This window comes from Nonomuraea soli, assembly GCF_013761175.1.
Taxonomy (GTDB): domain Bacteria; phylum Actinomycetota; class Actinomycetes; order Streptosporangiales; family Streptosporangiaceae; genus Nonomuraea; species Nonomuraea soli.
Window position 1 is genome coordinate 1204360 of the sequence record NZ_JACDUR010000001.1, and the last position, 26249, is coordinate 1230608.

23 protein-coding genes are annotated in these 26249 nt (G+C 69.2%); 13 read left to right on the plus strand and 10 right to left on the minus strand.

The window, feature by feature from the left end; translation table 11 throughout:
• The first annotated feature begins 91 nt into the window (after window positions 1-91).
• Window positions 92-1396, plus strand: a complete 1305-nt coding sequence (locus HNR30_RS05705; protein ID WP_181608558.1) for an ABC transporter substrate-binding protein — start codon at window positions 92-94, stop codon at window positions 1394-1396.
• A gap of 51 nt (window positions 1397-1447) precedes the next feature.
• Here HNR30_RS05705 and HNR30_RS05710 read toward each other — a convergent pair whose 3' ends face one another.
• From HNR30_RS05710 to HNR30_RS05735, 6 genes are all read right to left on the minus strand, one after another.
• Complete coding sequence (locus HNR30_RS05710; RefSeq protein ID WP_181608559.1) at window positions 1448-1840, minus strand: hypothetical protein; 393 nt, start codon at window positions 1838-1840, stop codon at window positions 1448-1450.
• Window positions 1841-1900: 60 nt separating this feature from the next.
• Window positions 1901-2686 (minus strand): ABC transporter ATP-binding protein, encoded by a 786-nt coding sequence (locus tag HNR30_RS05715; protein WP_181608560.1) that lies wholly within the window; start codon window positions 2684-2686, stop codon window positions 1901-1903.
• A complete protein-coding gene (locus HNR30_RS05720) occupies window positions 2683-3621 on the minus strand; it encodes an ABC transporter ATP-binding protein (protein WP_181608561.1) in 939 nt (312 codons plus the stop codon). The genes HNR30_RS05715 and HNR30_RS05720 overlap by 4 nt, the downstream gene beginning before the upstream one ends.
• Window positions 3611-4597, minus strand: a complete 987-nt coding sequence (locus HNR30_RS05725; protein ID WP_181608562.1) for a branched-chain amino acid ABC transporter permease — start codon at window positions 4595-4597, stop codon at window positions 3611-3613. The genes HNR30_RS05720 and HNR30_RS05725 overlap by 11 nt, the downstream gene beginning before the upstream one ends.
• 13 nt (window positions 4598-4610) lie before the next feature.
• Complete coding sequence (locus HNR30_RS05730; RefSeq protein WP_181608974.1) at window positions 4611-5897, minus strand: branched-chain amino acid ABC transporter permease; 1287 nt, start codon at window positions 5895-5897, stop codon at window positions 4611-4613.
• 472 nt (window positions 5898-6369) lie between these two features.
• Complete coding sequence (locus tag HNR30_RS05735) at window positions 6370-6717, minus strand: PaaI family thioesterase (protein ID WP_181608975.1); 348 nt, start codon at window positions 6715-6717, stop codon at window positions 6370-6372.
• Between the two features lie 110 nt (window positions 6718-6827).
• On the opposite strand from HNR30_RS05735, the gene polA reads away from it, so the two are divergent.
• From polA to HNR30_RS05765, 6 genes are all read left to right on the plus strand, one after another.
• The gene (polA, locus tag HNR30_RS05740) at window positions 6828-9515 is read left to right on the plus strand and encodes a DNA polymerase I (protein ID WP_181608563.1); all 2688 of its coding nucleotides are present in this window, start codon (window positions 6828-6830) and stop codon (window positions 9513-9515) included.
• Window positions 9516-10389: 874 nt separating this feature from the next.
• Window positions 10390-11418, plus strand: a complete 1029-nt coding sequence (locus HNR30_RS05745; RefSeq protein WP_312894250.1) for a polysaccharide deacetylase family protein — start codon at window positions 10390-10392, stop codon at window positions 11416-11418.
• Between the two features lie 189 nt (window positions 11419-11607).
• On the plus strand, window positions 11608-13077 hold the full coding sequence (gene rpsA, locus HNR30_RS05750; RefSeq protein ID WP_181608565.1) for a 30S ribosomal protein S1: 1470 nt from the start codon (window positions 11608-11610) through the stop codon (window positions 13075-13077).
• A gap of 411 nt (window positions 13078-13488) precedes the next feature.
• A complete protein-coding gene (locus HNR30_RS05755) occupies window positions 13489-14703 on the plus strand; it encodes an ArsB/NhaD family transporter (protein WP_312894251.1) in 1215 nt (404 codons plus the stop codon).
• Between the two features lie 62 nt (window positions 14704-14765).
• Window positions 14766-15674: a hypothetical protein gene (locus HNR30_RS05760; RefSeq protein ID WP_181608566.1), complete on the plus strand. Its 909-nt coding sequence runs from the start codon at window positions 14766-14768 to the stop codon at window positions 15672-15674.
• Between the two features lie 38 nt (window positions 15675-15712).
• Window positions 15713-16189 (plus strand): GNAT family N-acetyltransferase, encoded by a 477-nt coding sequence (locus HNR30_RS05765; RefSeq protein WP_181608567.1) that lies wholly within the window; start codon window positions 15713-15715, stop codon window positions 16187-16189.
• Here HNR30_RS05765 and HNR30_RS05770 read toward each other — a convergent pair.
• Window positions 16137-17297, minus strand: coding sequence for a pyridoxal phosphate-dependent aminotransferase (locus HNR30_RS05770; RefSeq protein WP_220133177.1), 1161 nt, complete (start codon window positions 17295-17297; stop codon window positions 16137-16139). The two genes, HNR30_RS05765 and HNR30_RS05770, sit on opposite strands and share 53 nt — an antisense overlap.
• Window positions 17298-17442: 145 nt before the next feature.
• On the opposite strand from HNR30_RS05770, the gene coaE reads away from it, so the two are divergent.
• The 4 genes from coaE to HNR30_RS05790 all read left to right on the plus strand — a co-directional run bounded on the left by coaE (window position 17443) and on the right by HNR30_RS05790 (window position 20681).
• Window positions 17443-18042: a dephospho-CoA kinase gene (coaE, locus tag HNR30_RS05775; RefSeq protein ID WP_181608568.1), complete on the plus strand. Its 600-nt coding sequence runs from the start codon at window positions 17443-17445 to the stop codon at window positions 18040-18042.
• A gap of 72 nt (window positions 18043-18114) precedes the next feature.
• Entirely contained in the window at window positions 18115-19272 is a 1158-nt protein-coding gene (locus HNR30_RS05780) for an SLC13 family permease (RefSeq protein ID WP_312894252.1), read from the plus strand.
• 93 nt (window positions 19273-19365) lie between these two features.
• The gene (locus HNR30_RS05785; RefSeq protein ID WP_181608569.1) at window positions 19366-20397 is read left to right on the plus strand and encodes a M4 family metallopeptidase; all 1032 of its coding nucleotides are present in this window, start codon (window positions 19366-19368) and stop codon (window positions 20395-20397) included.
• Window positions 20394-20681, plus strand: coding sequence for a protealysin inhibitor emfourin (locus HNR30_RS05790; RefSeq protein ID WP_181608570.1), 288 nt, complete (start codon window positions 20394-20396; stop codon window positions 20679-20681). Before HNR30_RS05785 ends, HNR30_RS05790 begins: the two co-directional genes overlap by 4 nt.
• A 112-nt stretch (window positions 20682-20793) precedes the next feature.
• Here HNR30_RS05790 and HNR30_RS05795 read toward each other — a convergent pair whose 3' ends face one another.
• The 3 genes from HNR30_RS05795 to HNR30_RS05805 are packed head-to-tail and all read right to left on the minus strand — an operon-like array spanning window position 20794 to window position 24388.
• A complete protein-coding gene (locus HNR30_RS05795) occupies window positions 20794-21567 on the minus strand; it encodes a sporulation protein (protein ID WP_181608571.1) in 774 nt (257 codons plus the stop codon).
• Window positions 21568-21578: 11 nt separating this feature from the next.
• The gene (locus HNR30_RS05800) at window positions 21579-22784 is read right to left on the minus strand and encodes an SPFH domain-containing protein (RefSeq protein WP_181608572.1); all 1206 of its coding nucleotides are present in this window, start codon (window positions 22782-22784) and stop codon (window positions 21579-21581) included.
• On the minus strand, window positions 22781-24388 hold the full coding sequence (locus tag HNR30_RS05805) for an SPFH domain-containing protein (protein ID WP_181608573.1): 1608 nt from the start codon (window positions 24386-24388) through the stop codon (window positions 22781-22783). Before HNR30_RS05805 ends, HNR30_RS05800 begins: the two co-directional genes overlap by 4 nt.
• A 192-nt stretch (window positions 24389-24580) precedes the next feature.
• On the opposite strand from HNR30_RS05805, the gene HNR30_RS05810 reads away from it, so the two are divergent.
• Entirely contained in the window at window positions 24581-25408 is an 828-nt protein-coding gene (locus HNR30_RS05810) for an ABC transporter ATP-binding protein (RefSeq protein ID WP_246377756.1), read from the plus strand.
• Window positions 25405-26247 carry an ABC transporter permease gene (locus HNR30_RS05815; RefSeq protein ID WP_181608575.1) on the plus strand — a complete coding sequence of 281 codons (843 nt, stop codon included), beginning with the start codon at window positions 25405-25407 and terminating at the stop codon, window positions 26245-26247. Before HNR30_RS05810 ends, HNR30_RS05815 begins: the two co-directional genes overlap by 4 nt.
• The last annotated feature ends 2 nt before the right edge of the window (window positions 26248-26249 follow it).

Below are 26249 nucleotides of genomic sequence, written 5' to 3' on the forward strand. Positions count from 1 at the left end.
AGATCAGCAGGAGTTTTGTACGTTTCCGTCATTCGATCGGGAACCGTCGGCGGTGCTGACCTCTCCCGGGCCTGGATGGAGGAGACATTTCATGATCCGCATTGCCCCTCTCGGGCGCGCGCTGGCCGTCGCGGCTGCGGCGAGCCTCGCCCTGGCGGCGTGTGGCGGCGGGGGAACCACCGCCAACCCACCCGCGGCCACCGACACCGGCAGCGCGGCGCCCGCCACCTCGGCCGCTGCGCCTGCCAAGGGTGACGGCACGCTGATTCTCGGCACGCTGCTGCCCCAGACCGGCTCGCTCGCCTTCCTCGGCCCGCCCGAGTTCGCCGGCGTCGACGTCGCTGTTCAGGAGATCAACGAGGCCGGTGGTGTTCTCGGCAAGCAGGTCGAGAAGATCCACACCGACTCCGGTGACACGACCACGAACATCGCTTCGCAGTCGGTCGACAAGCTGCTCGCGCAGAAGGCCGACGCCATCATCGGCGCCGCCTCGTCCTCGGTGTCCGAGTCCGTGATCGACAAGATCACCGGCGCCGGCGTGATCCACTTCTCGCCCGCCAACACCTCGGACAGCTTCACCACGATCGAGGACAAGGGCCTGTACTTCCGCGCGGCTCCGCCGGACAAGCTGCAGGGCCGCGTGCTCGGTGACCTGATCCTGGCCGACGGCAGCGACACCGTGGGCATCATGGCCATGCAGGACTCGTACGGCACCGGTCTGGCCGACAACACCACCAAGGCCGTCGAGGCCGGCGGTGGCCAGGTCGTCGCCCGTGTCGACTACGACCCGAAGGCCGCGGACTTCTCGGCGGACATCGCCAAGATCAAGGCCGCGAACCCGAAGGCGATCGCCCTCATCGGCTTCGAGGAGACCGCCAAGGTCATCCAGGAGCTCGTCAAGCAGGGTCTGACCGCTGACAAGCACAAGTGGTACATGGTCGACGGCAACCTGTCGAACACGAACTACGTCAAGATGCCCAAGGGCACGCTGACCGGCGTCAAGGGCACCCAGCCCGGCGCCGCGGCTCCGGAGGACTTCCAGAAGAAGGCCCTGGCCATCAACCCGGACCTGAAGGACTGGAACTACGCGGCCGAGTCCTACGACGCCGCCAACCTCATCGCCCTGGCAGCCGAGGCCGCCAAGTCCGACGCGGGCGTCGACGTCGCCAAGGAGCTCATCAACGTCTCCAAGGGCGGCGAGAAGTGCAAGGACTTCAAGACCTGCGTCGAGCTGCTGAAGGCCGGCAAGGACATCGACTACGACGGTCTGTCCGGCCCGATCGAGTTCGACGAGGTCGGTGACCCCGCCGTCGCCACCATCGGCATCTACACCTACGGCGAGGACAACACCCTCACCGACAAGGTCGACTACCGCACGGGCAACATCGCCGGCTAAGTCCGCCTGAGCACGACGAAACAGCCCCCGGCCGTCACGGCCGGGGGCTTTTCACTTGCCCGCGCAGTGTTTCCTGATCTCGTCGGTGGCCGCCCGGTACTGCCTGAGCAGCTCCACCTGCCTGTCGTGGGGTGTGTCGGCGATCGAGAGCCCTGCGGCCGTGCGCTCCACCTCGGCGGCCGCCGTACGGGCCTCGGCGGGCAGCCGCCCGCCGAACTCGGCGTTGATGCCCCGCGTCTCGGCGATGCGCCCCAGGACGGCGGGCTCGAAGTTCTGACCCTCCTCCTGGCCCTTCGGCGACAACATCAGCTCGGCGTACCCGATGGCCGACACGACGCGGGCGCAGGGGGAGTCGGTGTTGGAGTTGCTGCTGTACTTGGGGGGCGGCTCGCTCTGGCAACCGGTCAGGAGCACCAGGACGGCCAAGACCAGAAGAGATCTCACCCGTCCCACACTAAAGGGGTACGGCCGGCCGGCCGTACCCCTTGTGAAGCGGACGAGACGTCAGGCGCGCGCGAGCGTGCCCAGGTAGAGCTCGATGACCTTCGGGTCGTTGGCGAGCTGCTTGCCCGTGCCGGAGTAGGCGTTGCGCCCCTGGTCCAGCACGTAGCCGCGGTGGCAGATCTGCAGGCAGCGCCTGGCGTTCTGCTCGACCATGATGACCGTGACGCCCGCCTTGTTGATCTGCTGGGCCTGGATGAACACCAGGTCCTGCAGCTTGGGCGACAGGCCGGCCGACGGCTCGTCGAGCAGCAGCACCGACGGCTCGGTCATGAGCGCCCTGGCCATCGCCACCATCTGCCGCTCACCGCCCGACAGGGAGCCCGCGCGCTGCTTGCGCCGCTCCATGAGGGCCGGGAAGAGCTCGGCGACGAAGTCGAAGCGCTCCTTGAACCTCTTGGGCTGCTGGAAGGCGCCCATCTCGAGATTCTCCTCGATGGTCAGGCTCGGGAAGACGTTGTTGGTCTGCGGGACGTAGCCGACGCCACGGGAGACCAGCGAGTGCGCCTTCATGTTGGTGATGTCCTCACCATTGAGCTTGACGGTGCCCCGGCGCACGTTGACCAGGCCGAACATGGCCTTGAGCAGCGTGGACTTGCCGGCGCCGTTGGGGCCGATGATGCCGATCAGCTCGCCCTGCTGGGCGTAGAGGTCGGAGCCGTTGAGGATGTTGACGCCGGGCAGGTAGCCGGCGATCAGCTCGTCGCAGCGCAGGACCGCCCCTTCGGCGCCGCTGAGGTGGGAACTGCGGTCGATGACCGCCGCCTTGGACTCGGATGCGGAGCTCATTTGGCGGCCTCCTCCTCTGCGGCCTCGGCCTCGAGCGCGGCCTCGGCTTCGTGCAACTGCTGCTGCAGCTCCTCCTCCGACAGCGGCGCGTCGTGGTGGGCGCCCAGGTAGGCGTCGATCACCCGATGGTCGGACATGATCGAGTCGGGCGGGCCCTCCGCGATGATCGCGCCCTGGGCCATGACGATGACCCAGTCGCTGATGTCGCGGACCATGTCCATGTCGTGCTCGACGAACAGCACCGTCATGCCCTGCTCGCGCAGGTCCTTGACGTGGCCGAGCAGCGACTGGGTGAGCGCCGGGTTGACGCCCGCCATGGGCTCGTCGAGCATGACCAGCTCGGGGTTGACCATCAGCGCCCGCGCCATCTCCAGGAGCTTGCGCTGGCCGCCGGACAGGCTTCCCGCGAAGTCCTCGCTCTTGGCGTCGAGCTTGAAGCGCACCAGGAGTTCCTCGGCGCGCTTGGTGATCTCGTCCTCCTGGCCGCGCCACGAGCCGGGGATCAGGGCGCGGAAGAAGTTCTCGCCCTTCTGGCCCTGCGCGCCCAGCCGCATGTTCTCCATGACGGTGAGCTTCGACAGCGCCTTGGTCAGCTGGAAGGTGCGGACCATGCCGGAGCGGGCGACCTTGTGCGCGGGCACGCCGTTCATGGCCTTGCCGTTGAAGCTCCACGAACCCGCGTCGGCGGTGTCGAAGCCGGTGAGCTGGTTGAAGAACGTGGTCTTGCCGGCGCCGTTGGGGCCGATCAGCGCGGTGATGGAGCCGCGCTGGATCTCGACGTGGCCGACGTCGACGGCGGTCAGGCCGCCGAAGCGCCTCACCACGTTGTCTGCGGTCAGGATCGCGTCGGGCTTGGCCACGCCGGGCTCGTGCTCCAGCCCCTGGAAGGCGGCCAGCGCGGCGGCCTTGCGGGTGGTCGTCTGGTTATCGGGCATCGAGTGCGATCTCCCTCTTGTCACCGAAGATGCCCTGCGGCCGGAAGACGAGCAGCAGGATGAAGCCGAGACCGACCAGGGCGTAGCGGATGGGCCCGACCTGAGTCTCGGTGATGACGGTGATGTACCCCGCCCGGACCGCCTCGCTCAGGAAGTTGCCGATGAAGACGAACAGCACCCAGAAGACCATCGCGCCGACGACGGGCCCGAGGACGCGGGCCGCGCCGCCCAGGATGACGATGGTGTAGGCGAAGAAGGTCATCTCGGTGCCGAACACGTCGGGCTGGACCGAGCCGTTGTACAGGCCGTAGAAGAAGCCGCCCAGGGCGCCGATGACGCCGCCGAGGATCAGCGACTGCATCTTGTAGGAGAAGACGTTCTTGCCGAGGCTGCGCACGGCCTCCTCGTCCTCCCGGATGGCCTTCAGCACGCGGCCCCACGGGCTCTTCATGAGCAGGTAGACCACCGCGCAGCACACCGCCAGCGTGACCCAGCCGACGACGAGCAGCCAGAAGGTGCGCTCGTTGAAGCCGAACGGGCCGATGCCGTAGTGGCCGGGCGGGAACGGGTTGATCTCGTAGAAGTCGTTGTTGAAGCCGCGCCGGCCGTCGGATCCGCCGAAGGTCTCCTTGAAGGCCACCGAGCGGAAGATGAGCCGGATGATCTCGGCCGCGGCGATCGTGACGATCGCCAGGTAGTCGGCGCGAAGCCGCAGCGTGGGCACACCCAGCAGGAGGGCCAGGAGCACGGCTCCCGCCAGGCCCACGAGGATGCCGACCCAGAACGGCAGGCCGATGACGACGATCGTCACCGCCAGGCCGTAACCGGCGACCGCCATGAAGGCCGCCTGACCGAAGTTGAGCAGGCCCGTGTAGCCGAAGTGGATGTTGACGCCGATCGCGGCGAGGCCGTAGACCACCACCTCCCAGCCGATCGCGGCGTGGACGGTGGTCGTGAGAATCGTTAGCCAGTCCATGAGTTACCCCCCGTCAGCCGATCCGCTCGCGGCGGCCCAGGATGCCCTGCGGCCGGACGAGGAGCACGATGATCAGAATGGCCAGCGCGCCGACCGACTTCAGCTCCGGCGGCACCCAGAGCGTCGAGACCTGGATGAACACGCCCACGACGATGGAGCCGACGAGCGCGCCGAACGCGGTGCCGAGGCCGCCGAGGGTGACGCCGGCGAAGATCAGGAGCAGGATGTCCTGGCCCATGGTGAACTTCAGCGACTGCGACAGGCCCAGCATGATGCCGGCCAGCGCGGCGATGGCGGCGCCGAGAGTCCAGATGATCCGGATCACCCGGTCGACGTCGATGCCCGAGGAGGCGGCCAGCGCCGGGTTGTCGGAGACCGCGCGGGCGGCCTTGCCCAGGCGGGTCTTGAGCAGCGCCACGCCCACGACGATCAGGACGAACAGCTCGATGCCCATGGCCCACAGGTTCTTGGGGGCCACGGTGATCGGGCCGAGCTCCATGCCGGCCTGGGCGGTGTAGTCGGAGAACGACTCGTTCTGGGCGCCGAAGAAGAACTGGATCATGTTGCGCAGCAGGATCGCCACACCGATCGAGATGATCATCATCGCGATCACGCCGGTGCCGCGCTTGCGCAGCCGGCCCCAGAAGAAGCGGTCCTGGAAGTATCCGAAGGCGCCGCAGACGATCAGCGACAGCAGGGCCGCCAGTTCCAGAGGCATGCCCGACCAGCCGAAGATGCCGGTGTTGAACATGAACGCCACGACGGCGCCCAGGGTCACCAGCTCGCCGTGGGCGAAGTTGGTCAGCCCGGTCGTTCCGTAGATCAGCGACAGGCCGAGTGCGGCCAGGGCGATGATCAGGCCCAGGTTCAGGCCCTCGAAGGCGAGCTGTGCCGCCTGACGGAAGAGGGCACCCTCGCTGGGGTCCGCCGCCGGGGCCTCACCTGGCGCCGCTTTGGCTTCCAAGGGGAAGAGCACCGTACTGACGTTGCCCTCGAAGACCTGCGGCGTACGGACGTTCTGTCCTCCACGCGGCTGGAGGTTGGGGGGCAACGTGCTGGCGTCCAGAGTGACCTTGTACTTCCCGGCCTTCGGGACGGCCACTTCCCACGTGCCCTGGGCGTTGGTGGTGAGCTCCTGGACGGGTTGACCGTCCTCGGTGGTCACGACGATTTTCGCGCCATTCACTGGTTGGCCTTGGTGTGTGAGAGTGCCCTTAAGCCCCTCGCCTTCGGCCGCGGCGCTTGCCGGGCCGGCGAACAGGAAAATGAGCCCACCCAGGAAGGCCGTGAACGCGATCACGGCTCTGCGCAATCTTGCTCCCTTGAAGTCCGAGGGGGTCCGGTCAGGACCCCCCTTCTCGACACGCAGGCATCGCAGGCACGACTGGGATGCTGTTGCGGGAGCCTATTCCGGGTACGCCCGGTTCCAAACCGTTCGTCACCAATTAGTGATGGGACTGATGTAAGGAATCCACCGAGGTCAGTGACCTGGTAGGGGCAAAATTGGGACTATCGGGGAAATGTCCTACGAATTCCTTTGGGAGTGGTCCCCGCGGGGATTGAGGGCGTCCGGAAGTCGTCACGGACGGTGGTGGGGAAGATCGAACCCGGGGGAGGACCTTTGGGACCATGAAGGGCTTCCCCGGCCCCACACGTTATCTACTCGGCCTCCCCGCGGGCTCTGCTGGGACAACGGTAGCGACCCCGGGAGCCGTGCGCAAAGGGAGACCGAAACTCACAGAAGGTTCACTGGTCGCAAGGTGTGTCGCCCGTTACGGGCGGTCGCGCAGCATGCACGTGATGCGGGAGGTGCACACGCGCCGGCCCTGGTCGTCGACGATCTCCACCTCGTAGGTCGCCAGGGTGCGCCCGGCGTGCAGGGCGGTCGCCGTACCCGTCACGAAGCCCTCGGTGGCCGAGCGGTGGTGGGTGGCGTTGATCTCGATCCCGACCGCGATGCGCTCGGGACCGGCGTGGATGGCGGCGGCGATGGAGCCGACCGACTCGGCCAGCACGACCGAGGCCCCACCGTGCAGCAGGCCGTACGGCTGGGTGTTGCCCTCCACCGGCATCCGGGCCACCACGCGCTCGGCGCTCGCCTCGAGGAACTCGATGCCCATGCGCTCGCCGAGGGTGCCCTGGTTCAGGGAGTTGATGAAGTCGGTGTCTGTCAAGGTCAAGGTGTCGTCTCCTCAGGTTTTCTGTCGCACTTGGAGACTAGGCTGCGTGTGTGCCGAAGAGTGAAGCGACCCCCGTGAGGCCCCGTCTCCTGCTGCTGGACGGGCATTCCCTGGCGTACAGGGCGTTCTACGCCCTCAAGGACGCGAACCTGATGACCACCGACGGCCAGCCCACGGCGGCCGTCTACGGGTTCACGTCGATGCTGACCAACATGATCAGGGATGAGCAGCCCACGCACATCGCGGTCTGCTTCGACCGGTCGGAGCCGACGTTCAGGCACGAGACCTACGGCGAATACAAGGCCAACAGGTCGGCCACCCCCGACGAGTTCCGCGACCAGATGCGGCTCATCTTCGAGCTGCTCGACATCCTGCACGTGCCCTACCTGTCGAAGCCCGGCTTCGAGGCCGACGACCTCATCGCCACGCTGGCCACCCAGGCCGCGGCGGCCGACATGGACGTGCTGATCGTCACCGGCGACCGCGACGCCCTGCAGCTGGTCAACGAGCGCATCACCGTGCTCATGACGCGGCGCGGCATCAGCGACATGACCCGCTTCACCCCCGACGCCGTCTTCGAGAAGTACGAGCTGACGCCGCAGCAGTATCCCGACTTCGCGGCACTGCGCGGCGACCCCAGCGACAACCTGCTGTCCATCCCCGGCGTGGGCGAGAAGACCGCGGCCAAGTGGGTGCGCGACTTCGGCTCGCTCACCGCACTCGTCGACCGGGTCGACGAGGTCAAGGGCAAGGTCGGCGAGAAGCTGCGCGACCACCTCGACCAGGTGCTGATGAACCGCCGCCTCACCGAGCTGCTGCGCGACGTGCCGATGGACGTCGCCATCGACGAGCTCAAGCAGGGCCAGTGGCAGCGCGAGGAGATCAACAAGCTCTTCGACTCCCTCCAGATCCGCGGCGAGCTGCGCGAGCGCGTGTTCAAGGTGCTCGGCACCGGCGAGGCCGACCCCGAGCAGGGCTTCGAGGTCGAGACCGTGATCCTCGGCCCCGGCCGCGTCGCCGGCTGGCTGTCGGCGCTGCCCGAGGGCCGCGCCGGGCTGGCCTTCAAGGGCGCGTACGGCAGCGGCACGGGCCGCATCGACGCCATCGCCGTGGCCTCGCCCGACGGCACCGCCGCCCACATCGACCCCGTCAAGCTCACCGAGGACGACTTCACCGCCCTGGCCACCTGGCTGGCCTCCGACGCCCCCAAGGCCGTCCACGACGCCAAGGGGCCGATGCTGGCGCTGTGGACCATGGGCATGGAGCTGGGCGGCCTGTCGTGCGACACCGCGCTCGCCGCCTACCTCGCCATGCCCGGCCAGCGCACCTTCGACCTCGAAGACCTGGCCCGCCGCTACGTCAACCGCGACCTGCGCGCCGAGACCGAGTCCAGCGGCCAGGCCGCGCTGTTCGGCGACGACGAGGACGCCCCCGCCAAGGACCTGGCCCTGCGCGCCGCCGCCGTGCGCGAGCTCGCCGACGCCCTCGAAGACTTCCTGGGCGAGCGCGGCGGCACCAACCTGCTCGGCGTCGTCGAGCTGCCGCTGCTGCGCGTGCTGGCCGAGATGGAGCGGGCGGGCATCGCCGTCGACCGCGCATACCTCTCGGGCATGGAGGCCCAGTTCGCCGCCGGGGTCAAGCAGGCCGTCGAGGAGGCCCACCGCGTCGTCGGCGAGCAGTTCAACCTCGGCTCGCCCAAGCAGCTGCAGGAGATCTTCTTCACCAAGCTGGGGCTGCCCAAGACGAAGAAGACCAAGACCGGCTACTCCACCGACGCCGAGCAGCTCGCCTGGCTGGCCACCCAGACCGACCACGAACTGCCCGTCATCATGCTGCGCCACCGCGACCAGCAGAAGCTCATGACCACCGTCACCGGGCTGCTGGCCGAGATCTCCGACGACGGGCGCATCCACACCACCTTCAACCAGATCGTCGCGGCCACCGGACGGCTGTCGTCGGAGAAGCCCAACCTCCAGAACATCCCGATCCGCACCGCCGAAGGCCGCCGCATCCGGCAGGGCTTCACCGTCGGATCCGGCTTCGACACGCTGCTCACGGCCGACTACAGCCAGATCGAGCTGCGCATCATGGCCCACCTGTCGGAAGACCGGTCGCTGATCGAGGCCTTCGCCTCCGGCCACGACTTCCACCAGGCGACCGCCTCGCGGGTGTTCGACATCCCGCCGGAGCAGGTCGACGGCGAACTCCGGGCCAAGATCAAGGCGATGAACTACGGCCTCGCCTACGGCCTGTCCGACTTCGGGCTGGCCGGGCAGCTCAACATCCCCGTCGCCGAGGCGCGGGCCCTGAAGGACGAATACTTCGAGGAGTTCGGCGGCGTGCGCGACTTCCTCCAGGCGATCGTCCAGCAGGCGCGCACCGACGGCTACACCGAGACCATCATGGGACGGCGCCGCTACCTGCCCGACCTCACCAGCGACAACCGCCAGCGGCGCGAGATGGCCGAACGCATGGCGCTCAACGCGCCCATCCAGGGGTCGGCGGCCGACATCATCAAGGTCGCCATGCTCAACGTGCGCCAGGCGCTGGGGGAGGCGGGGCTGGCGTCGCGGATGATCCTCCAGGTGCACGACGAGCTCGTGTTCGAGGTGGCGGCGGGGGAGCTGGAGGCGCTGACGGCGCTGGTGCGCGAGCAGATGGCGCAGGCGTATCCGCTGCGGGTGCCGCTGGAGGTCTCCGTCGGCGTCGGCCGCACCTGGGAGGACGCGGGCCACTGACCCCGCCTCCGGCCGGGCCTCGCGGTTTCGTCCGGCCCCGACGCCTCGGCCGGGCCTCGCGGTTTCGTCCGGTCCCGACGCCTCGGCCGGGTCTGCGGTCCCGGCCGTCGCCCCGGAGCCGTCGCCCCGGAGCCGTCGACCCGCCGCCTTCGGCGCTCTCTTCGGCCCGCCCCCTTCGGCCCGCCCCCTTCGGCCCGCCCCCTTCGGCCCGCGGCCTAGGTCGCGGATCCGCGGCCTCCGCCGTGGCCTACGGTCTCGGCCGTCGACCAGTCACCTTCGGCCCGGCCCTGGAGTCTTGGGGCCGCCGCCTTGGTCATGGCGTCGCCGCCTCGGTCGTCCGAGGCTCCGCCTTGATCACGGCGCTGCCGTCTCGCCCGTGGGGCCGCCGTCTTTGTCGTGGGCTCGCCGTCTGAGGCGCGGGCCCAGGCCGGGCGCTCGTTGCCCGCAGCCAAGACGCTCGTCGCGTGGCGCGAGGGGCGACGGCTCCCGCCCCCGGCCACGTCCCGTGCTGCTCCAGGGCCGGACGCCCCGTGCTGCTCCCAAGCCCGGCGTGGCGCCCCGTGCTGCCCCGCGAGTCCACTCCTCCCCGTGCTGCCCCGCGAGCCCACTCCTGCCTGGGCGGCTCCGAGCCCGCCGCTCTCCCCGTGCCACCCCCGTGGAGCCACTCCACGGGGAGTTCGTGACCAGCCCGCCCTCACCCCCATGCGCGCCAGGTGAGCCCCAGCGGTCATGACCGTGGTCCCCCTCCGTCATGTCCGTATTTGCGCCCGGTTCCACTACGCTGAAGATTTGCTGGCAGCCCCTTCGGCCATGGAGTTCCGTGCGGAGTACAGCGTCACTCGCCCGAATCATCGCGACAGCCAACGTCGTCGTCGTGGTCCTCGCTCTGGCGGCCCTGTGGTTACTGCCCTCCGGCGAGCCCGACACGGCGGTGCGGCCCGCGGCTGACCGGCCGAAGCCGCAGCCGAGCGCCGTCTACCAGCCGCCGCCCGGCGTGGTGGCGACGCCGGCCTTCGCCAAGCAGGTCAAGGCGAACGAGTCGGGGCTGATCCCGGTGCTCATGTACCACCGGATCATCAAGAAGCGCCTGGCCTCCATCGATCGCACGCCGTCGCAGTTCCGCAAGGAGCTGGAGAAGCTGGCCAGGCAGGGCTACGTGCCGATCACGGCCAGGCAGTTCGCGACGGGCGACATCCGGGTACCGGCGGGCAAGTACCCGGTGGTGCTGACCTTCGACGACGGTCATGAGTCGCACTTCCGCCTGGGCGCGGACGGCCGCCCCGAGCGGCACACCGCGGTGGGGATCCTCATGGACGTGGCCAGGAAGTACCCCCACTTCCAGCCGGTGGCGACCTTCTGGATCAACAAGCGGCCCTTCGGCCTCGACGACCCGGCCGAGCAGGCCAGGGCGGCGCAGTGGCTGGTGCGCAACGGGTTCGAGGTGGCCAACCACACCTGGAGCCACTACAACCTGCGCACGCTGAAGACCAAGAAGGTGCGCGAGCAGATCGTGCGGCTGGAGCGGCTGCTGAAGAAGCTGGGCGTGGAACCGTCCCAGACGATGGCTCTGCCGTTCGGGAGCATGCCGCGCAGCAAGAAGGCGGCGGCCAAGGGTTCGTGGGACGGCACGCCGTACGGCATCGCGGGTGTGTTCCTCGCCGGGGCCGAGCCGTCGGTTTCGCCCTACGCGAAGTCTTTCGACCCGGGAGCGATCCAGCGGATCCAGAGCAACGGCAAGAAGGGCGAATGCCGCAAATGGTGCTCGCAGTACTGGCTGGAATGGCTGAACAAGCACCCAGGTGAGAGGTATGTCTCCGACGGAGACCCTGATCACGTCTCCGTTCCCAAGGCCCTCCGAGGTAATATCCACCCCAAGCGGAAGGGCCAGATCATCGCCTACTAGGCGGCTGCCGAACCGGCCTCGGATTGACCCCTGGCTCCAGGTCTCATATGCTGATCGCTGCGCTGTGGGCTCGCGCGCGCCTCAGACGGAGCGGGCTCGCGCTCGATCTGGTCGAACCGGCTTGAACGAACAAAGGCCTGCAACGCGCCCGCCAATCGACTTCTGTCCGCGTTCGGAGCAATTCCACACATGACGTCCAGCACTGAGGCCACCTCGACCACCCCGCAGGTTGCGGTCAACGACATCGGGTCCGAGGAAGCCTTCCTCGCCGCGATCGACGAGACCATCAAGTACTTCAACGACGGCGACATCGTCGAGGGCACCGTCGTCAAGGTCGATCGAGACGAGGTTCTTCTCGACATCGGCTACAAGACCGAGGGTGTCATCCCCTCGCGTGAGCTTTCCATCAAGCACGATGTCGACCCGGCTGACGTCGTGGAAGTCGGCGAGCACGTAGAGGCTCTCGTCCTCCAGAAGGAGGACAAGGAGGGCCGCCTCATCCTGTCCAAGAAGCGCGCTCAGTACGAGCGGGCCTGGGGCACGATCGAGAAGATCAAGGACGAGGACGGCATCGTCACCGGCACGGTCATCGAGGTCGTCAAGGGCGGTCTCATCCTCGACATCGGCCTGCGCGGCTTCCTCCCGGCCTCCCTCGTGGAGATGCGCCGGGTCCGCGACCTGCAGCCGTATGTCGGCCGTGAGCTCGAGGCGAAGATCATAGAGCTCGACAAGAACCGCAACAACGTGGTTCTGTCGCGCCGCGCCTGGCTCGAGCAGACGCAGTCCGAGGTCCGCCAGACCTTCCTCAACACCCTCCAGAAGGGCCAGGTCCGCAAGGGCGTCGTGTCCTCGATCGTCAACTTCGGTGCCTTCGTGGACCTGGGTGGCGTCGACGGTCTGGTCCACGTGTCCGAGCTGTCCTGGAAGCACATCGACCACCCCTCCGAGGTCGTCGAGGTCGGCCAGGAGGTCACGGTCGAGGTCCTCGACGTCGACATGGAGCGCGAGCGCGTCTCCCTGTCGCTCAAGGCGACCCAGGAAGACCCGTGGCAGCAGTTCGCCCGCACCCACCAGATCGGCCAGGTCGTGCCGGGCCGCGTCACCAAGCTGGTGCCGTTCGGTGCGTTCGTCCGCGTCGAGGAGGGCATCGAGGGCCTGGTCCACATCTCCGAGCTGGCCGAGCGCCACGTGGAGATCCCGGAGCAGGTCGTCCAGGTCGGCGACGAGATCTTCGTGAAGATCATCGACATCGACCTCGACCGTCGCCGCATCAGCCTCTCGCTGAAGCAGGCCAACGAGAACGCCGGTGTCGACGTCGAGTTCGACCCGACGCTCTACGGCATGGCCGCGACCTACGACGACCAGGGCAACTACATCTACCCCGAGGGCTTCGACTCGGAGACCGGTGAGTGGCTCGAGGGCTTCGACAAGCAGCGCGAGGAGTGGGAGCGGCAGTACGCCGAGGCCCAGACCCGCTTCGAGGCTCACAAGAAGCAGATCGAGGAGGCCCGCAAGGCTGAGGCCGAGGCCGGCGAGGTTCCGTCCACCTACACCGGTGAGACCGCCCCGTCCGCCCAGGCTCCTGCCACGCAGGGCGCCCTCGCCTCCGACGAGGCTCTCGCCGCTCTGCGCGAGAAGCTCGCCGGCGGCCAGAGCTGAGCTCGGCTCTGAGGTAGCTTCATAGAACGGCCCCGCACTCCGGTGCGGGGCCGTTTCTGCGTTCCCGGCGATCGCTCGGGAAGCCCGCGATCCGATCCCCCGATCCGATCCCCCGATCCGATCCCGTGGTCCCGGCGTGTGCCCCCGGCCTCTGGTCGCGGGCCGCGCGGTCGCTCGTCATGTACGGCACGCATGGGTCACCCCCACCCGCCGCACGGGGCTGGGCCCCCTCCAGGGACACGGGCGACGAGCGGGCGTGGCGGGCCGCCGTGACGATCCGGGGCGGTTCGGGTCTCTCACCCGCGATCCACGAGGCCCTGCGGTGTCTCCAAGCCCACCCCAAAGGACGGACAGTCCGTGCCCGGCGGAACCTGGGCCGGGCACGCGGTCGTTCCCAGGGCAGTGACTCCCGTGGAGCGACATCACGCCCCCCGGCGCCCCAGCCGATCGGCCAGGGCGCGCCCCCTGCTGTGGGCCCAGGTGGCCGTGCTGGCCGCGGGCCTGGGGTGTGTGGCCACCGGCCTGCTGCCGATGGCCGAGGCGCAGGCGAGCATGGTGCGCATCGCCCCCATCCTGCTGTTCCTGACCGGGGTGCTGGTGCTGGCCGAGCTGACCAAGCAGGCCGGGGTGTTCCAGCTGATCGCCGCGAGGCTCGCCTGGCTGGCGGGGGGCAGCTACCTGGCGCTCTTCCTGCTGTGCTCGATCTTCGTCGCCCTGGTCACCATGTTCCTCAACCGTGACACCGCGGCGGCACTGCTCACCCCGGTCCTGCTGGCGCTGGCGCCCAAGGCGCGCATCAAGGTGCTGCCGGTGGCGATCATGTCGGTGTGGCTGGCCGACACCGCGAGCCTGCTGCTGCCGGTCTCCAACCTCACGAACCTGCTCGCGATGAACCGCCTCGGGCTGAGCACGCACGAGTTCGCCGCTCGGATGTGGGTGCCGCAGGTGGTGTCGCTGACGGTGTCGATGTCGTTCCTGTGGCTGCTGTACTGGCGGCGGGGCAGACGTCAGGCCGACCGCTACACGCCCCCGGAGCCCGAGCGGCCCGCGGACCGGGTGCTGTTCGGCGCGGCGGCCCTGGCCTGCGCTCTGTTCGTGGTGCTGGTGCTCGCCAACGTGAGCGTGCACGTGGCCGCGCTGGTGGCGGTGACGATCGTCGTGGCGGCCTTCGCGGCCAGGGCTCGGGAGAAGCTGACCTGGGGGCTGATCCCCTGGCAGTTGCTGATCTTCGTGACGGGCCTCTTCCTCGTCGTGCCGACCCTGGGCCTGCACGGGCTCGACACGATGATGCGCTGGCTGATCGGGGCGGAGGGCGGGGCGGAGGGCGCCTTCAGGGCGGCGGCCGCGGGGGCGGCGTTGTCGAACCTGGTGATCAACCTTCCGGCGTACGTGGCCGGGGAGCACGCGTTGGCGGGGGCCGGCACGGATCAGCTGCTGGCGTTGCTGGTCGGGACGAACGTGGGGCCGATCATCACGCCGTGGGCGTCGTTGTCGACTCTCATCTGGTTCGAGTACATCAGGCGTCATCGGGTGACGATCTCGGTTCGTTCGTTCATGCTGGCGGGAGCGCTCCTCGCCGCGGGAGCCGTGCCCGCCACCGTCGTCGCGCTGCTCCTGACCACCTGACGCCCGCTCCCGACCGCCTGAGCCTCACCCCGACAGCCCCGCCCATCCAAGGAGGTTCGCTGGTGAAGTCGCCCGGCTGGTTCCGCCGCATGACCCGCGCCCAGCTCGGCTGGGCGTTGTTCGGCCTGATCGTGCTGGGAGGAGTGATCGCCCTCGGCTCGGGCGACATCTACAAGATCTACAAAGCTGACGAGTCCTTCGTCGCCGGCTCGATGCTGGCCTTCACCGGCTTCTGCTTCGGCCGCGCCTTCTCCCGCCGGGGGATCGATGACGCGCGGGCGATGGTTCACCAGGGCGAACGGTCCGAGCTCGCTGAGGAGCTGGCCGAGGAGTTCGCCAGACGGCTGAACGCCCGCCAGGCGTTCCCCGAGCTCCGGGAGGCGCGGCTGCACATCGCCGCCGAGGTGAGGAAGGCGACCGAGAACTACGACGCGCTCGCCAAGGACCCGCGCTCCTACGAGCAGGTCACCGAGATCCGCAACCGCCTGATCAACCTCGACCGCTCGCTGGCCGCGCTCGTCAGGCTGGAGCTGGCGATGACCTCGGGGGCGGGCAGCTCCTACGTCTTCGACCCCGGCGACGTCTCTCACCTGGAAGCCGCCCAGCGCGACACCCGGGAGGCCGTACAACGCGGCCTGGACGCGTTCGTCCCCCTGTCGGAGCTGGTGCCGTACACGACCGCTGACGCGTTGTGGGGCGCCTTCAGCGTGCTGTGGTCCGACACCCTGAAGGCGCTGCGTGACGTCGAGTCCCTGATGGTGGGATGCTTCGCCCATCCGCCGCTGGGAGCCCTGGTGACCGTGCGCGGGTACCTGAGCGCCGCGCTGGCGCGATCGGAGGAGCTGCAAATGATCATCAAGGAGCGGCAGCTGCAGATCCCGCCGGCGTTGCAGACGATGAACACGGACCTGGCCAACGCGCTGCACCGGCTCCAGGACGTGGGACTCGGGCGGCTTCCCGCCGGTGGGTGAGCGGGCCGGATGATGAGTAGGGTGGCCGCGTGGCGCACATGACGCGGATCGAACAGGCCCTGCCGGGCGACGCCGGCGAGATCCTCACCCTCACCAGGGCCGCCTACGTCAGCGAGGCCCAGCTGTACGGCGACCCGTTCATCCCGCCCCTGGTCGAGTCGCTCGAGCAGGTCCGCAAGTCCATCGAGACCGGCATCGTGTTCACCGCGCGCGACGGCACGCGCGTCGTGGGTGCGGTCCGCGCCCGGATGGCGGGCACGACCTGCCTGGTCGGACGCCTGGTGGTGGCGCCCGACGCGCAGCGGCGCGGCATCGCGACGGCGCTGCTGGGCCACCTGCACGAGCGGTGCCCGGACGCCGAGGCGTTCGACCTGTTCACCGGCCACCTGTCCGAGGGCAACCTGAGGCTCTACCGGAAGCTCGGTTACCGCGAGACGCACCGCGAGCGTATGGACGACCACCTCACGCTGGTCCACCTGAGGCGAGTGCGACCCGGCGATGGTGGAGGCCGATGACCGGCGTCTCCAGCGGGGTCCCGGCGTACAGGTAGTGGGTCATGCCGAGCAGCAGCCGCCGCACGTCGGGGCTGGGCCGTACGACCAGGCGCAGGAACTGGCTGGTGGTCCCGAGCTTGTTGCCGCACTCGCGCACGTGCACGTTGTGCCGTTCGAGCAGGTGGTCGCGCAGCTGCACCCCGTCGTGGCCGTCGGGCAGCTTGACCAGCAGGAAGTTGCCCTGGGAGGCGAAGACCGTCAGCCCCGGCATGGCTCCGAGCTGCTGGAGCATGATGTGCCGGTCCTGCGCCAGGCGGCGCAGGCTGTCGCGGTAGTCCGCCAGGTGCTCCTTGAGCATGAAGACGACGACCTCGGCGAAGGAGTTGAGGTTCCACTTGGGCAGCGCGCCGCGGATGCGCCCGGCCAGGGCGGGGTTGGCGATCAGGTAGCCGAAGCGGATGCCGTGCAGGCCGAAGTTCTTGCCGAGGCTGCGCAGGACGATCACGTTGGGCCGCACCGCGGCCTCTCCGGCCAGCCCCGGGTACGGCTCGGCGTCGACGAAGTCGCCGAACGACTCGTCGACGATGACCAGGTCGAGGTCGATGAGCCGGTCGAGCAGCCGCACCACCTCGTGCCTGGGCAGATAGCCGCCGTCGGGGTTGTTGGGGTTGCAGATCACGGCCACCCGCGAGCCGCGTGAGCGGATGAACCGCACGTAGTCGTCGACGTCGAGGGTGAAGTTGCGGCTCTCCAGCAGGGGGTACATGTCGACCCGCTTGCCGGTCTCCAGGGGCTGGTCGGTCCAGCGGCCGAAGGTCGGGATGGGGATGGCCAGCGATTCGCGCACGAGCAGGTGGTCGATCCAGGTGATGAGCTCGGTGGAGCCGTTGCCCATGACCACGGTGCGGGGGTTGAGCCCGAGGGTGGCGCTGAGCTCGGCGGCGATGGTCTCGGAGTCGCTCGGGTAGTACTTGAGGATCGCCTCCAGGTTGCCGCCCAGCGTGTCGAAGATCTCGGGTGTGGGGAAGTACGGGTTGCACGGGATGCAGAAATCCACCGGCGCCTGCTGCCCCGGTGCCTCGCGCACCAGCGAGAAGTGGGAACGGCTGTGTGCCTGTGCCAGGTCCAACGCGACCTCCGAGATGAGCCCGTCCGTTATGCGGGGATACGCGGGAGCCGTTGAGAAGGTTCAACCTGGTTGGCAAGCGCTTTCCCGAGGGGTGGCGGCGGCACCTTCACCGGCGCGGTGAGGGTTCGCCTATAGGCTTGCCTCTGTGCTGAAAGTAGGTCTCACCGGAGGAATCGGGTCGGGTAAGAGCGAGGTCGCCAGGCGGCTGGCCGAGCGGGGCGCGGTCGTCATCGACGCCGACAAGATCGCCCGCGAGGTGGTCGAGCCCGGCACCCCGGGCCTGGCCCGCGTGGTGGCGTCCTTCGGCACCGAGGTGCTGCACCCCGACGGCTCGCTCAACCGCGAGAAGCTCGGCTCGATCGTCTTCGCCGACCCCGAGCGCCTGGCCACGCTCAACGGCATCGTCCACCCGCTCGTCGGCGAGCGGGTGGGCCTGCTGCAGAGCCAGGCGGCCGATGACGCGATCGTCGTCTACGACGTGCCGCTGCTGACGGAGAACAAGCTGGCGCCGCTGTACGAGGTGGTCGTCGTGGTCGACGCCTCGGAGGCCACCCGCATCGCCCGCCTGGCCGAGCATCGCGGCATGGCGGGGGAGGAGGCGCGGGCGCGCATCGCCGCCCAGGCGACGCGCGAGGAGCGGCTCGCGGTGGCCGACGTGGTGATCTCCAACGAGGGCTCCCTCGAGGAGCTCGAACGACAGGTCTCCGAGCTCTGGGAGCGGCTGACCGCACGGGCACGGGCGTGAGGTAACTCGCGGCGGCGGCCTCAGCAGCGAAGACGGCTGACCGCACGCGCGCGGGCGTGAGAGCATGCCGCTGTGCGGTGGCGGCTGAGCTTTCTCGACGGGGTGGCCGTGGGGCTGCCGGTGCTGGGCGTACTGCTCGTCCTCGTGGGCCTGTTACCCGTCGAGGACGTGGTCGAGAGCCTGGACGAGGTCGTCCCGCTGCTGGGTTTCCTGACCGGCCTGATGGTGCTGGCCGCGCTCAGCGCCAGGGCGCAGGTCTTCGACGCGGTCGCGGCCCGCCTGGCGGTCCTGGGCCGGGGCAACTACGCGCTGCTGTTCGCGGCGAGCGCGGGGTTCGCCACGGTGGTCACGATCTTCCTCAACCTCGACACGACGGCGGTCCTGCTCACCCCCGTCCTGCTGGCCCTGGCGGCCAGGTCGGGCATCTCGCCGCTGCCCCTGGCCATGACGACCCTCTGGCTGTCGGCTGCGGCCAGCCTGCTGCTGCCGGTCTCCAACCTGACGAACCTGCTCGCCACCGACAAGATCCACCTGTCGGCCGCCGAGTTCGCGCGGCTCATGCTCGTGCCGCAGGCGGCCGTCCTGGCCGTCACGCTGGTCCTGCTGTGGGTGATGTTCTGGCGGCTGGCCAGGCGCGGCGAGCGCCGCTACGAGCCCCGGCCGCCCGAGCGGGTCGCCGACCGGGTCACCCTGACCGCCTCCGCCGTGGCCTGTCTGCTGTTCGCCGCCGCGATCGTCGCCGGGGCCGAGGCCTGGCTGGCCGCCCTGTCCGCCGCCGCGATCGTCGTCGTGGTCTTCGTCGTGCGCGACCGCTCGGCGCTGTCGTGGTCGCTGATCCCGTGGCGGCTGCTCGGCCTGGTCGCCGGCCTGACCCTGATCGTCCCGGCCCTGGCGGCGTACGGCCTGGCCGACCTCATGGCGGCGCTCGTCGGCGACGACCGGGCGCGCACCGCCGCCACCGGGCTGGTGCTGGCCAACGCCGTCAACGGCCTGCCCGCCTACCTGGCCGTGCAGCTCGCCGTCCCGGTCGGGCGGCCCGAGCAGCTGGCCGTCCTGCTGGCCGCGGTCAACGCAGGGGCGGTGATCACCCCCTGGGCCTCGACGACGACGCTGCTGTGGCTGGAGAGCTGCCGGCGGTACGGCGTGAGCGTGCCGCTGGGGCGGTTCATGGCCTCGGGGCTCGTCCTGGCCGTCGCGGTCACGGTCACCGCGGTCCTGGTCACCGGATAATCACCTTTCCGGCTTCGGACAAGCACCGGCGCGCCGCATCAAAAGCGGAGATCGTGGATCCACCAGCTGTCAGCCGACCCAGGGAGGGAACCCATGCTCTGCTCGATCGTCCCGCCGGACCTGCTGCTCGACCTCGGCGTCGACGCCCGCCAGCTGGAGCAGGCGAGCGTCATCCGCACCCAGCGCACGCTGCTGGCGGCCGCCCAGCGCAGCCTCAACCTCCGCCTCACCCTCGACGAGGAGGCGCCCGGCCTGCTGCGCACCATCTACGACGCCGGGCACGGCTCGTTCGGCAGCCTGCCGGGGGTCAAGGTGCGCGGCGAGCACGACCCGGCCACCACCGACGAGGCGGTCAACGACGCCTTCGACAACGCCGGCCGTACCTACGCCTTCTACAAGGAGATCTTCGACCGCGACAGCATGGACGACCGGGGCATGGAGCTCGTCTCGTCCGTGCACTTCGAGACCGACCACAACAACGCCTACTGGAACGGCTTCCAGATGATCTACGGCGACGGCGACGGCGAGGTCTTCCTGCGCGGTTGTTTCCCGAAGCTGCTCGACGTGGTGGCGCACGAGCTCACCCACGGGGTCACCGACTTCACCGCCGGGCTCGTCTACAGCAAGCAGCCAGGCGCGCTCAACGAGTCGTTCTCCGACGTCATGGGGGCGCTGGCCACGCAGTACGCCCTGGGCCAGACGGCCGACCAGGCCGACTGGCTGATCGGCAAGGGCTGCTTCGGCCCGGCGATCGCCGGTGAGGCCCTGCGCTCGATGAAGCAGCCGGGCAGCGCCCACCCGCACGACCGCCAGCCCGCGCACATGCGCGACTACCTCGACCTGCCCGACGACGGCGACCCGCGCAACGACCACGGCGGCGTGCACCTCAACTCGGGCATCCCCAACCACGCCTTCTACCTGGCCGCGACCGCCCTGGGCGGATACGCCTGGGAGCGGGCGGGAAGGATCTGGTATGTCACACTGACGGAACGGCTGGGACCGGTGTCGCAGTTCGACGACGTGGTGGAGGCGACCGTGGCGGTGGCGGGGGAGTTGTACCAGGCGGACTCCGACGAGCAGAAGGCCGTGCGGAGCGCCTGGCAGCAGGTGGGCCTGCTGCCGTGAAGGTGACGGTAGTGCAGGGAGGCGGATTCGGCGGCCTGGTGCTCACCACCACCGCCGACACCGCCGCCATGCCCCTCGACGACGCCATCAGGGTGCGCGAGGCGGCACGCGGCTTCTTCGACCTCCCGGCCGTCGTGGGCGGGCCGGGACACGCCGACCAGCTGCTCACCGAGATCACCGTGGAGGACGACGAGGGCAAGAGCCACACGGTGCGCTTCGCCCAGGACGAGCGGCTGGGAAACCTGGCCGCGCTGGTCCGCGCCGCGGGCAGGCCCGGCGGATGACACCCGACGATCCCGAGCGGCGTGAGCTCCTGCTCGACGCCGCCCGGCATGTCGTGAGCGACCCCTGCCCCTCCCCGCGCGGCCTGAGCGGCCGCCTGCCGTACCCCTGGGGCTAGAACCAGCCGCGGTGCCGCGCCATCGCCTCCAGGCCCCGCTGGAGGGCCTGGTCGGCGGTGGCGGGCGGGTCGGTGTAGCGGACGGTGAAGCGGTTGTACGCGTCGTGGCCCGAGCTCAGGAAACCGCCGCGCTTGTCGGCCTCCAGGATGACGTCCATCTGCGCGGGACCGGCGATGAAGGTCAGCTCCAGCTCGTTGAAGTAGCGCCGCCAGTCGCCGCCCGCGTAGTACTCGATCTCCTGGAAGAACGGCATCGTCGAGCCGTACAGCGTGCCGCGCTCAAGGTCGGCCTTCTTGAAGTGGAAGCCCATCCGGTCGAGCGCCGCGATGACGTACTCCTGCACGGGCAGCGGGTTGACGAACAGCGGGTCGAGGTCGCCCTTGTCGAGCGCGCCCGCCAGGGCCAGCTCGGTCTGCACGCCCAGGCGCATGCCGTGCAGCGGGTGGCCGCCGATCGCGCTGATCGGGGTCTCCCACGGCATCGGGATCTCGAACGGCTGGCTGTGCGCCGCCCCCGCGGCCAGCTGGAACGATCCGGCCACCTGCTGGCGCAGGAAGCTGTAGGTCGACTTGTACTCGTTGTCGCCGCTTTCCACCTCGACGACGGCGGTCAGGTCGATGAAGATGCCCTCGACCTTGTAGTCGGAGCTGCCGCCGCGGAAGTTGACCACTCCGCGCAGCAGCTCACCCGGGCGGACGCTGGTGCCGCTCAGGACCGTGTCGACTTCGACGCCCGCCCCGAAGGCGGCCATCAGCTTGCGAAACACCATGGGGTTCTCTCCTAGTGGGGTTCTTTCCCGTTTGCGGCGATTCTCGGGAGGAGCTGGGCGAGCAGGAGCGTGGACAGGGCGGAGTCGTCTCCGTTGCCACGCGTGCGGACGACCAGCGGCTGAGGGGCGCTCTCCGCGAGCTTCGCGCCGACGTCGAGTCGCCGGCGAGCCAGTTCGTACTGCAGGACCGCGCGGTTGTCGCGGTAGGACTCGGCCAGCCGGCGCAGCGCCTTGGCCTCGTTCTCCGCAGCGGTCAGTTCGGCACGGCCGCGGGCCTCGATCTCCCAGCGCACGCGCTGAGCCTCGGTCTCGTGCTCCTCCAGCATGCGCGCGACGTCCTTCTTCGCCTTGTTCAAGGAGGCCTTGACCTCGACGATGCGGGCGTCGCGGGTCTTCTTGGCCCGCTCGATCTCCATCGACAGGGTGTCGATGCGGCGCTTGCGGGTCAGCTCCCACTCACGCTCGTAGGCCGACAGCTCCTTGGCGACCTTCTCGCGCGTGGCCAGGTGCTGCTGGTACTGGTCGGGCAGCTGCACGTCGGGGATGTTGGCCCCCGTGACGCGCACGCCGTAGCGGCCCAGCTGGCGGTTGAGCGCGTCCTGCATGTCGCCCACGTCGCTGCCGCGCAGGTCGTAGGCGCGTTCGGTGTTGACCCTGCGGCCGCGCTGGCGGATCGCGTCCTGGACGGCGCTGGAGAGCACCAGGTCGAAGTTGCCCGCGCCGATGGTGCGGACGAACGCGACCGGGTCGACGATCCTGAACTTCAGGAAGAACTCGATCGACTTCAGCGGGACGTTCTCCGCGGTCGGGCAGGCCACGATCGGCGCGGAGTAGGGGATCTCGGTCGACGTGTCGACGACCGCGTCCACCCGGTCCCACGGCAGCCACAGGTAGTGCCGCCCGGGCGGCAGCACGCCGGTGATCGCGCCCCACCGGCTGCGCACGCCGGTGGTGCCCTCCTCGATCTCGATGATGGCCCTGCGCCACATCCAGACCAGGGCGACGAGCATCAGGAGCAGCCCGATCGCGATGCCGAACGGGTTGAGCGTGCCGATCGCGTACAGCGCCAGGAAGATCAGCGAGATCCACGCGAAGCCGCGCCGGTCCTTGGGGATGACGACAGGGACCAGCTGGCCCTGCTCGCCGCCGCGCAGCAACTGGCGGATCTCCGACCAGGAGGCCAGAGATTCCTTGATCTTGGAGAATTCACGGCTCATCGGACCTCACCACCCGGAAGGGCGCGCTCCACGGTCGTCTCGCTGTCGATCTCAGGCTCCCTGACCTCGGGTGTCTCCGTCTTGAGCAACGAAGAGATCTCCTGCTGGCGTTCCGAGATGCGCTGGGCAATTTCGGAGAGGCGGCCACGGATGGCGGCCATGTCCTCGTCGGAGAACAGGGCGGTGTCCTTGCTGCCCACGAGCTGCTTGGCCAGCGCAAGGAAGTCGATGTCGGTGTCGTCGCCGACCTGGACCACCTGCGGCAGGCGCGCGGCCACGCCCTCCAGCTTGTTCATCAGGTCCTGCTGGAAGCGGTAGTCGAGGATCTGCGGCGCCTCGGCGGCGCTGAGCGCGCGGATGTCGAGCGCCTGGGCCTCCAGGAGCGCCGCGTTGGCCTTGGCCGTGGTCTCGGCCTCCACCAGCCGCTGCTGGGCCTGGGCCTTGGCCTGGTGCGTCGCGCGCTCCAGGGCCGTGTCCATGCGGGCCTGGTAGGCGGCGATCTCGGCCTGGATGGCGCTGAGCGTCTCCTGCAGCCCGGCCAGCTCCTTGATCAGGTCGCCCTCGTTCTGCTCCTTGCGCAGCACCAGCTCGTACTCGTAGGTGTAGGCCTCCTTGGCCACCCTGACCATCTCGGGGGCGGCCAGGTCCATGCGGTACTCCTGGCTGGACGGCTCGGCGTGCGTGATGTTCACGTCCGTGAGCCGTACGGCGGGCAGGAACTGCTGGTTGAGCGACTCGAGCATGCCCTGGGTGCTCTCGCCCACCAGGTCGTAGATGTCCTCGGCACGCTGCGCGTAGATGAGGCTGCGGGTGACCTCGCTGATGGCGTTCTGCAGCTTGGAGGAGAACCCGCTCACGCTGCCGAGCACGAAGATGAACTCGGCCGGGTTCTCGATGCGGAACTGCAGGAACAGGTCGACGCTCGCCTTGACGCCCTGCTGGGTCGGAGCCTCGCGGATGGGGGCGTTGAACGGATACTCGCGCGTGGTGTTGACGATGTAGCTGACCCGCTTCCACGGGTTGAACAGCGTCACCCGGCCCGGCGGCGCGACCTGCACGAGCTTGCCGAACTTGGTGATCAGCGCGTGCGAGCCGTCGGGCACCATGACCACGCTGCGCCTCCACCACAGGAAGGCCAGCGCGAGCACCAGCACGATCCAGTAGTGGATGCCGAACAGCACCGCCGCGATCTCGATGAAGCCGCCGAGCAGCCCGATCAGTCCCAGGCCCACCAGGACGATCATCGGGATGATCAGCTTGGCCGTTCCCGCCTTCGGGATCACCACGGGCGAGATCACGTGGTTGCCGGCCTGGTCGGTGAAGCTGCGGGCGAGCACCTCGCCGGCCTCGTTGATGGAGACGCTGCGCGCCTCGATGACGGTGCCGATCGAGACGCTGCCGTCCCTGGCCGCGGCGAAGTCGCGCGGGTTGAGGGCGAACGCCCCCTGCTGGCCCTGCTGGCCCGGCTGCCCGCCGGGGCCCATGACCTGGCCGACCGCCTGGTCCATGGCCTGACCGACCGCCTGCCGTACGTTCCCGCCCTGGACCACGGCTTGCGCTATACCCTGCCCTGCCTGCAGCAGGGCCTCCCTGGGTCGTGACATTGCACCTCTCTTCGCAAATCCCCGTGATTCCGACCGTATCTATCCCGACTTGCTAACCGCTTGCAAGCGATGTCGCACACCTCTTGCCATTTGTAGTAGGTGTGCTACAAACGGAGCATGAGTGCTATGCCTTCGTTAGAAGACGCAGTGCACGATTTGGCAACGGACGTCATCCGCGTCCACGACCTGCGGATGAGCTACGGCCCTGTCGAAGTGCTCAAAGGCGTCGATTTCACGGTACGGCGGGGCGAGGTGATCGTGCTGCTGGGACCGAACGGGGCGGGCAAGACGACCACCATCGAGATCCTCGAAGGTTTCCGCATGCGCTCCGGCGGCCAGGTCACGGTGCTCGGCGTCGACCCGGCGCGCGGCGACGAGGCCTGGCGTGCCCGCCTGGGAGTGGTGCTGCAGTCGTGGCGCGACCACGGCCGATGGAAGGTCGGCGAGCTGCTGGCCCACCTGCGCGCGTTCTACACGCCCTACCGCACCCCCTTCGACCTCGACGAGCTGCTCGCCGCCGTCGGGCTCGCCGAGCACGCGGGCCGGCGCCTGTCGAAGCTCTCCGGCGGGGAACGCCGGCGCCTCGACGTCGCCATCGGCATCGTCGGCCGCCCCGAGCTGCTCTTCCTCGACGAGCCCACCGCCGGCTTCGACCCGCACGCGCGGCGCGACTTCCACGACCTGCTCCACCGGCTGTCCGACCTGGAGGAGACCACCATCCTGATGACCACGCACGACCTCGACGAGGCGGAGAAGCTGGCCGACCGCATCCTGATCCTCGACGAGGGCGGCATCGTCGCCGACGGCAGCCCCGACGCGCTCGCCCGCAAGGTGGCCAGGGACGCGCAGGTGCGGTGGAGCGTCGACGGCGAGCACTTCGTGCACGCGACCGACGACGTGACGGCGTTCGTGCGGGGACTGTTCGCCCAGCACGGCGACGCCGTCCAGGACCTGGAGATCCGGCGGGCCACGCTCGAGGACACCTACATGGCGATGGTGCTGAAGGAGGTGCGGCGATGATCTGGCACGCCGTACGGCTGGGCCTGCGCCGCGGGCTGACGGAGACGAAACACGCCTTCCGCGAGCCTCAGGAGATCTTCTTCACGCTCTTCTGGGCCGGATCCTTCCTGGTGGTCATCTACTTCCAGCGCGACGCCACCATCGCCGGGGTCTCCCTGGCCGCGCTCACACTGCCCAGCCTGGTCACCCTGGGCATCGCCTTCAACGGGCTGATGGGCATGGTCGGCGGGCTGGCCGTCGAGCGAGAGGACGGCACCCTGCTGCGCGCCAAGTCGGTGCCGCACGGGATGGTCGGCTACGTGATCGCCAAGGTGGTGCTGATCTCGCTGAGCTCGCTGACCGGGTCGATGCTGGTCCTGCTGCCGTCGTTGTTCATGGTGTCCGCGCTCGACGCGGTGGGCGTGCCCGGATGGCTGGGCCTGTTCGGGATCCTGATGCTCGGGCTGCTGGCCACCCTGCCCTGGGGGGCCGTCATCGGCTCGTTCGCGAGCAACCCGCAGACCGGGGCCGGGTTCTCGATGCTGGGCCTGGCGGGACTGGCCGCCATCTCCGGGATCTTCTACCCGATCACCTCGATGCCCGGCTGGCTGCAGGTCGTGGCCCAGGTCTTCCCGCCGTACTGGCTGGGACACGGCGCCAGGGCCGCCGTGCTGCCGCCGGGATTCGCGGCGGCCGAGCTGACCGGTGCGTGGCGGGTCGAATGGTGCGTGCTGGTACTGGCGCTCTGGGCCGCGGCGGGTTTCCTGATCGCGCCCGGCGTTCTGCGTAGGATGGCGCGCCGGGAGTCGGGTTCGGTGATGCAGGCCCGGCGTGAGCGTGCGATGCAACGAGTTGGCTGATA

Coding starts and splice junctions, on each gene's coding strand:
- HNR30_RS05705 (WP_181608558.1), top strand. CDS start 92: ATGATCCGCATTGCCCCTCTCGGGCGCGCGCTGGCCGTCGCGGCTGCG.
- HNR30_RS05715 (WP_181608560.1), bottom strand. CDS start 2,686: ATGAGCTCCGCATCCGAGTCCAAGGCGGCGGTCATCGACCGCAGTTCC.
- HNR30_RS05720 (WP_181608561.1), bottom strand. CDS start 3,621: ATGCCCGATAACCAGACGACCACCCGCAAGGCCGCCGCGCTGGCCGCC.
- HNR30_RS05725 (WP_181608562.1), bottom strand. CDS start 4,597: ATGGACTGGCTAACGATTCTCACGACCACCGTCCACGCCGCGATCGGC.
- HNR30_RS05735 (WP_181608975.1), bottom strand. CDS start 6,717: ATGGGCATCGAGTTCCTCGAGGCGAGCGCCGAGCGCGTGGTGGCCCGG.
- rpsA (WP_181608565.1), top strand. CDS start 11,608: ATGACGTCCAGCACTGAGGCCACCTCGACCACCCCGCAGGTTGCGGTC.
- HNR30_RS05765 (WP_181608567.1), top strand. CDS start 15,713: ATGACGCGGATCGAACAGGCCCTGCCGGGCGACGCCGGCGAGATCCTC.
- HNR30_RS05785 (WP_181608569.1), top strand. CDS start 19,366: ATGCTCTGCTCGATCGTCCCGCCGGACCTGCTGCTCGACCTCGGCGTC.
- HNR30_RS05795 (WP_181608571.1), bottom strand. CDS start 21,567: ATGGTGTTTCGCAAGCTGATGGCCGCCTTCGGGGCGGGCGTCGAAGTC.
- HNR30_RS05800 (WP_181608572.1), bottom strand. CDS start 22,784: ATGAGCCGTGAATTCTCCAAGATCAAGGAATCTCTGGCCTCCTGGTCG.
- HNR30_RS05805 (WP_181608573.1), bottom strand. CDS start 24,388: ATGTCACGACCCAGGGAGGCCCTGCTGCAGGCAGGGCAGGGTATAGCG.
- HNR30_RS05810 (WP_246377756.1), top strand. CDS start 24,581: ATGAGCTACGGCCCTGTCGAAGTGCTCAAAGGCGTCGATTTCACGGTA.
- HNR30_RS05815 (WP_181608575.1), top strand. CDS start 25,405: ATGATCTGGCACGCCGTACGGCTGGGCCTGCGCCGCGGGCTGACGGAG.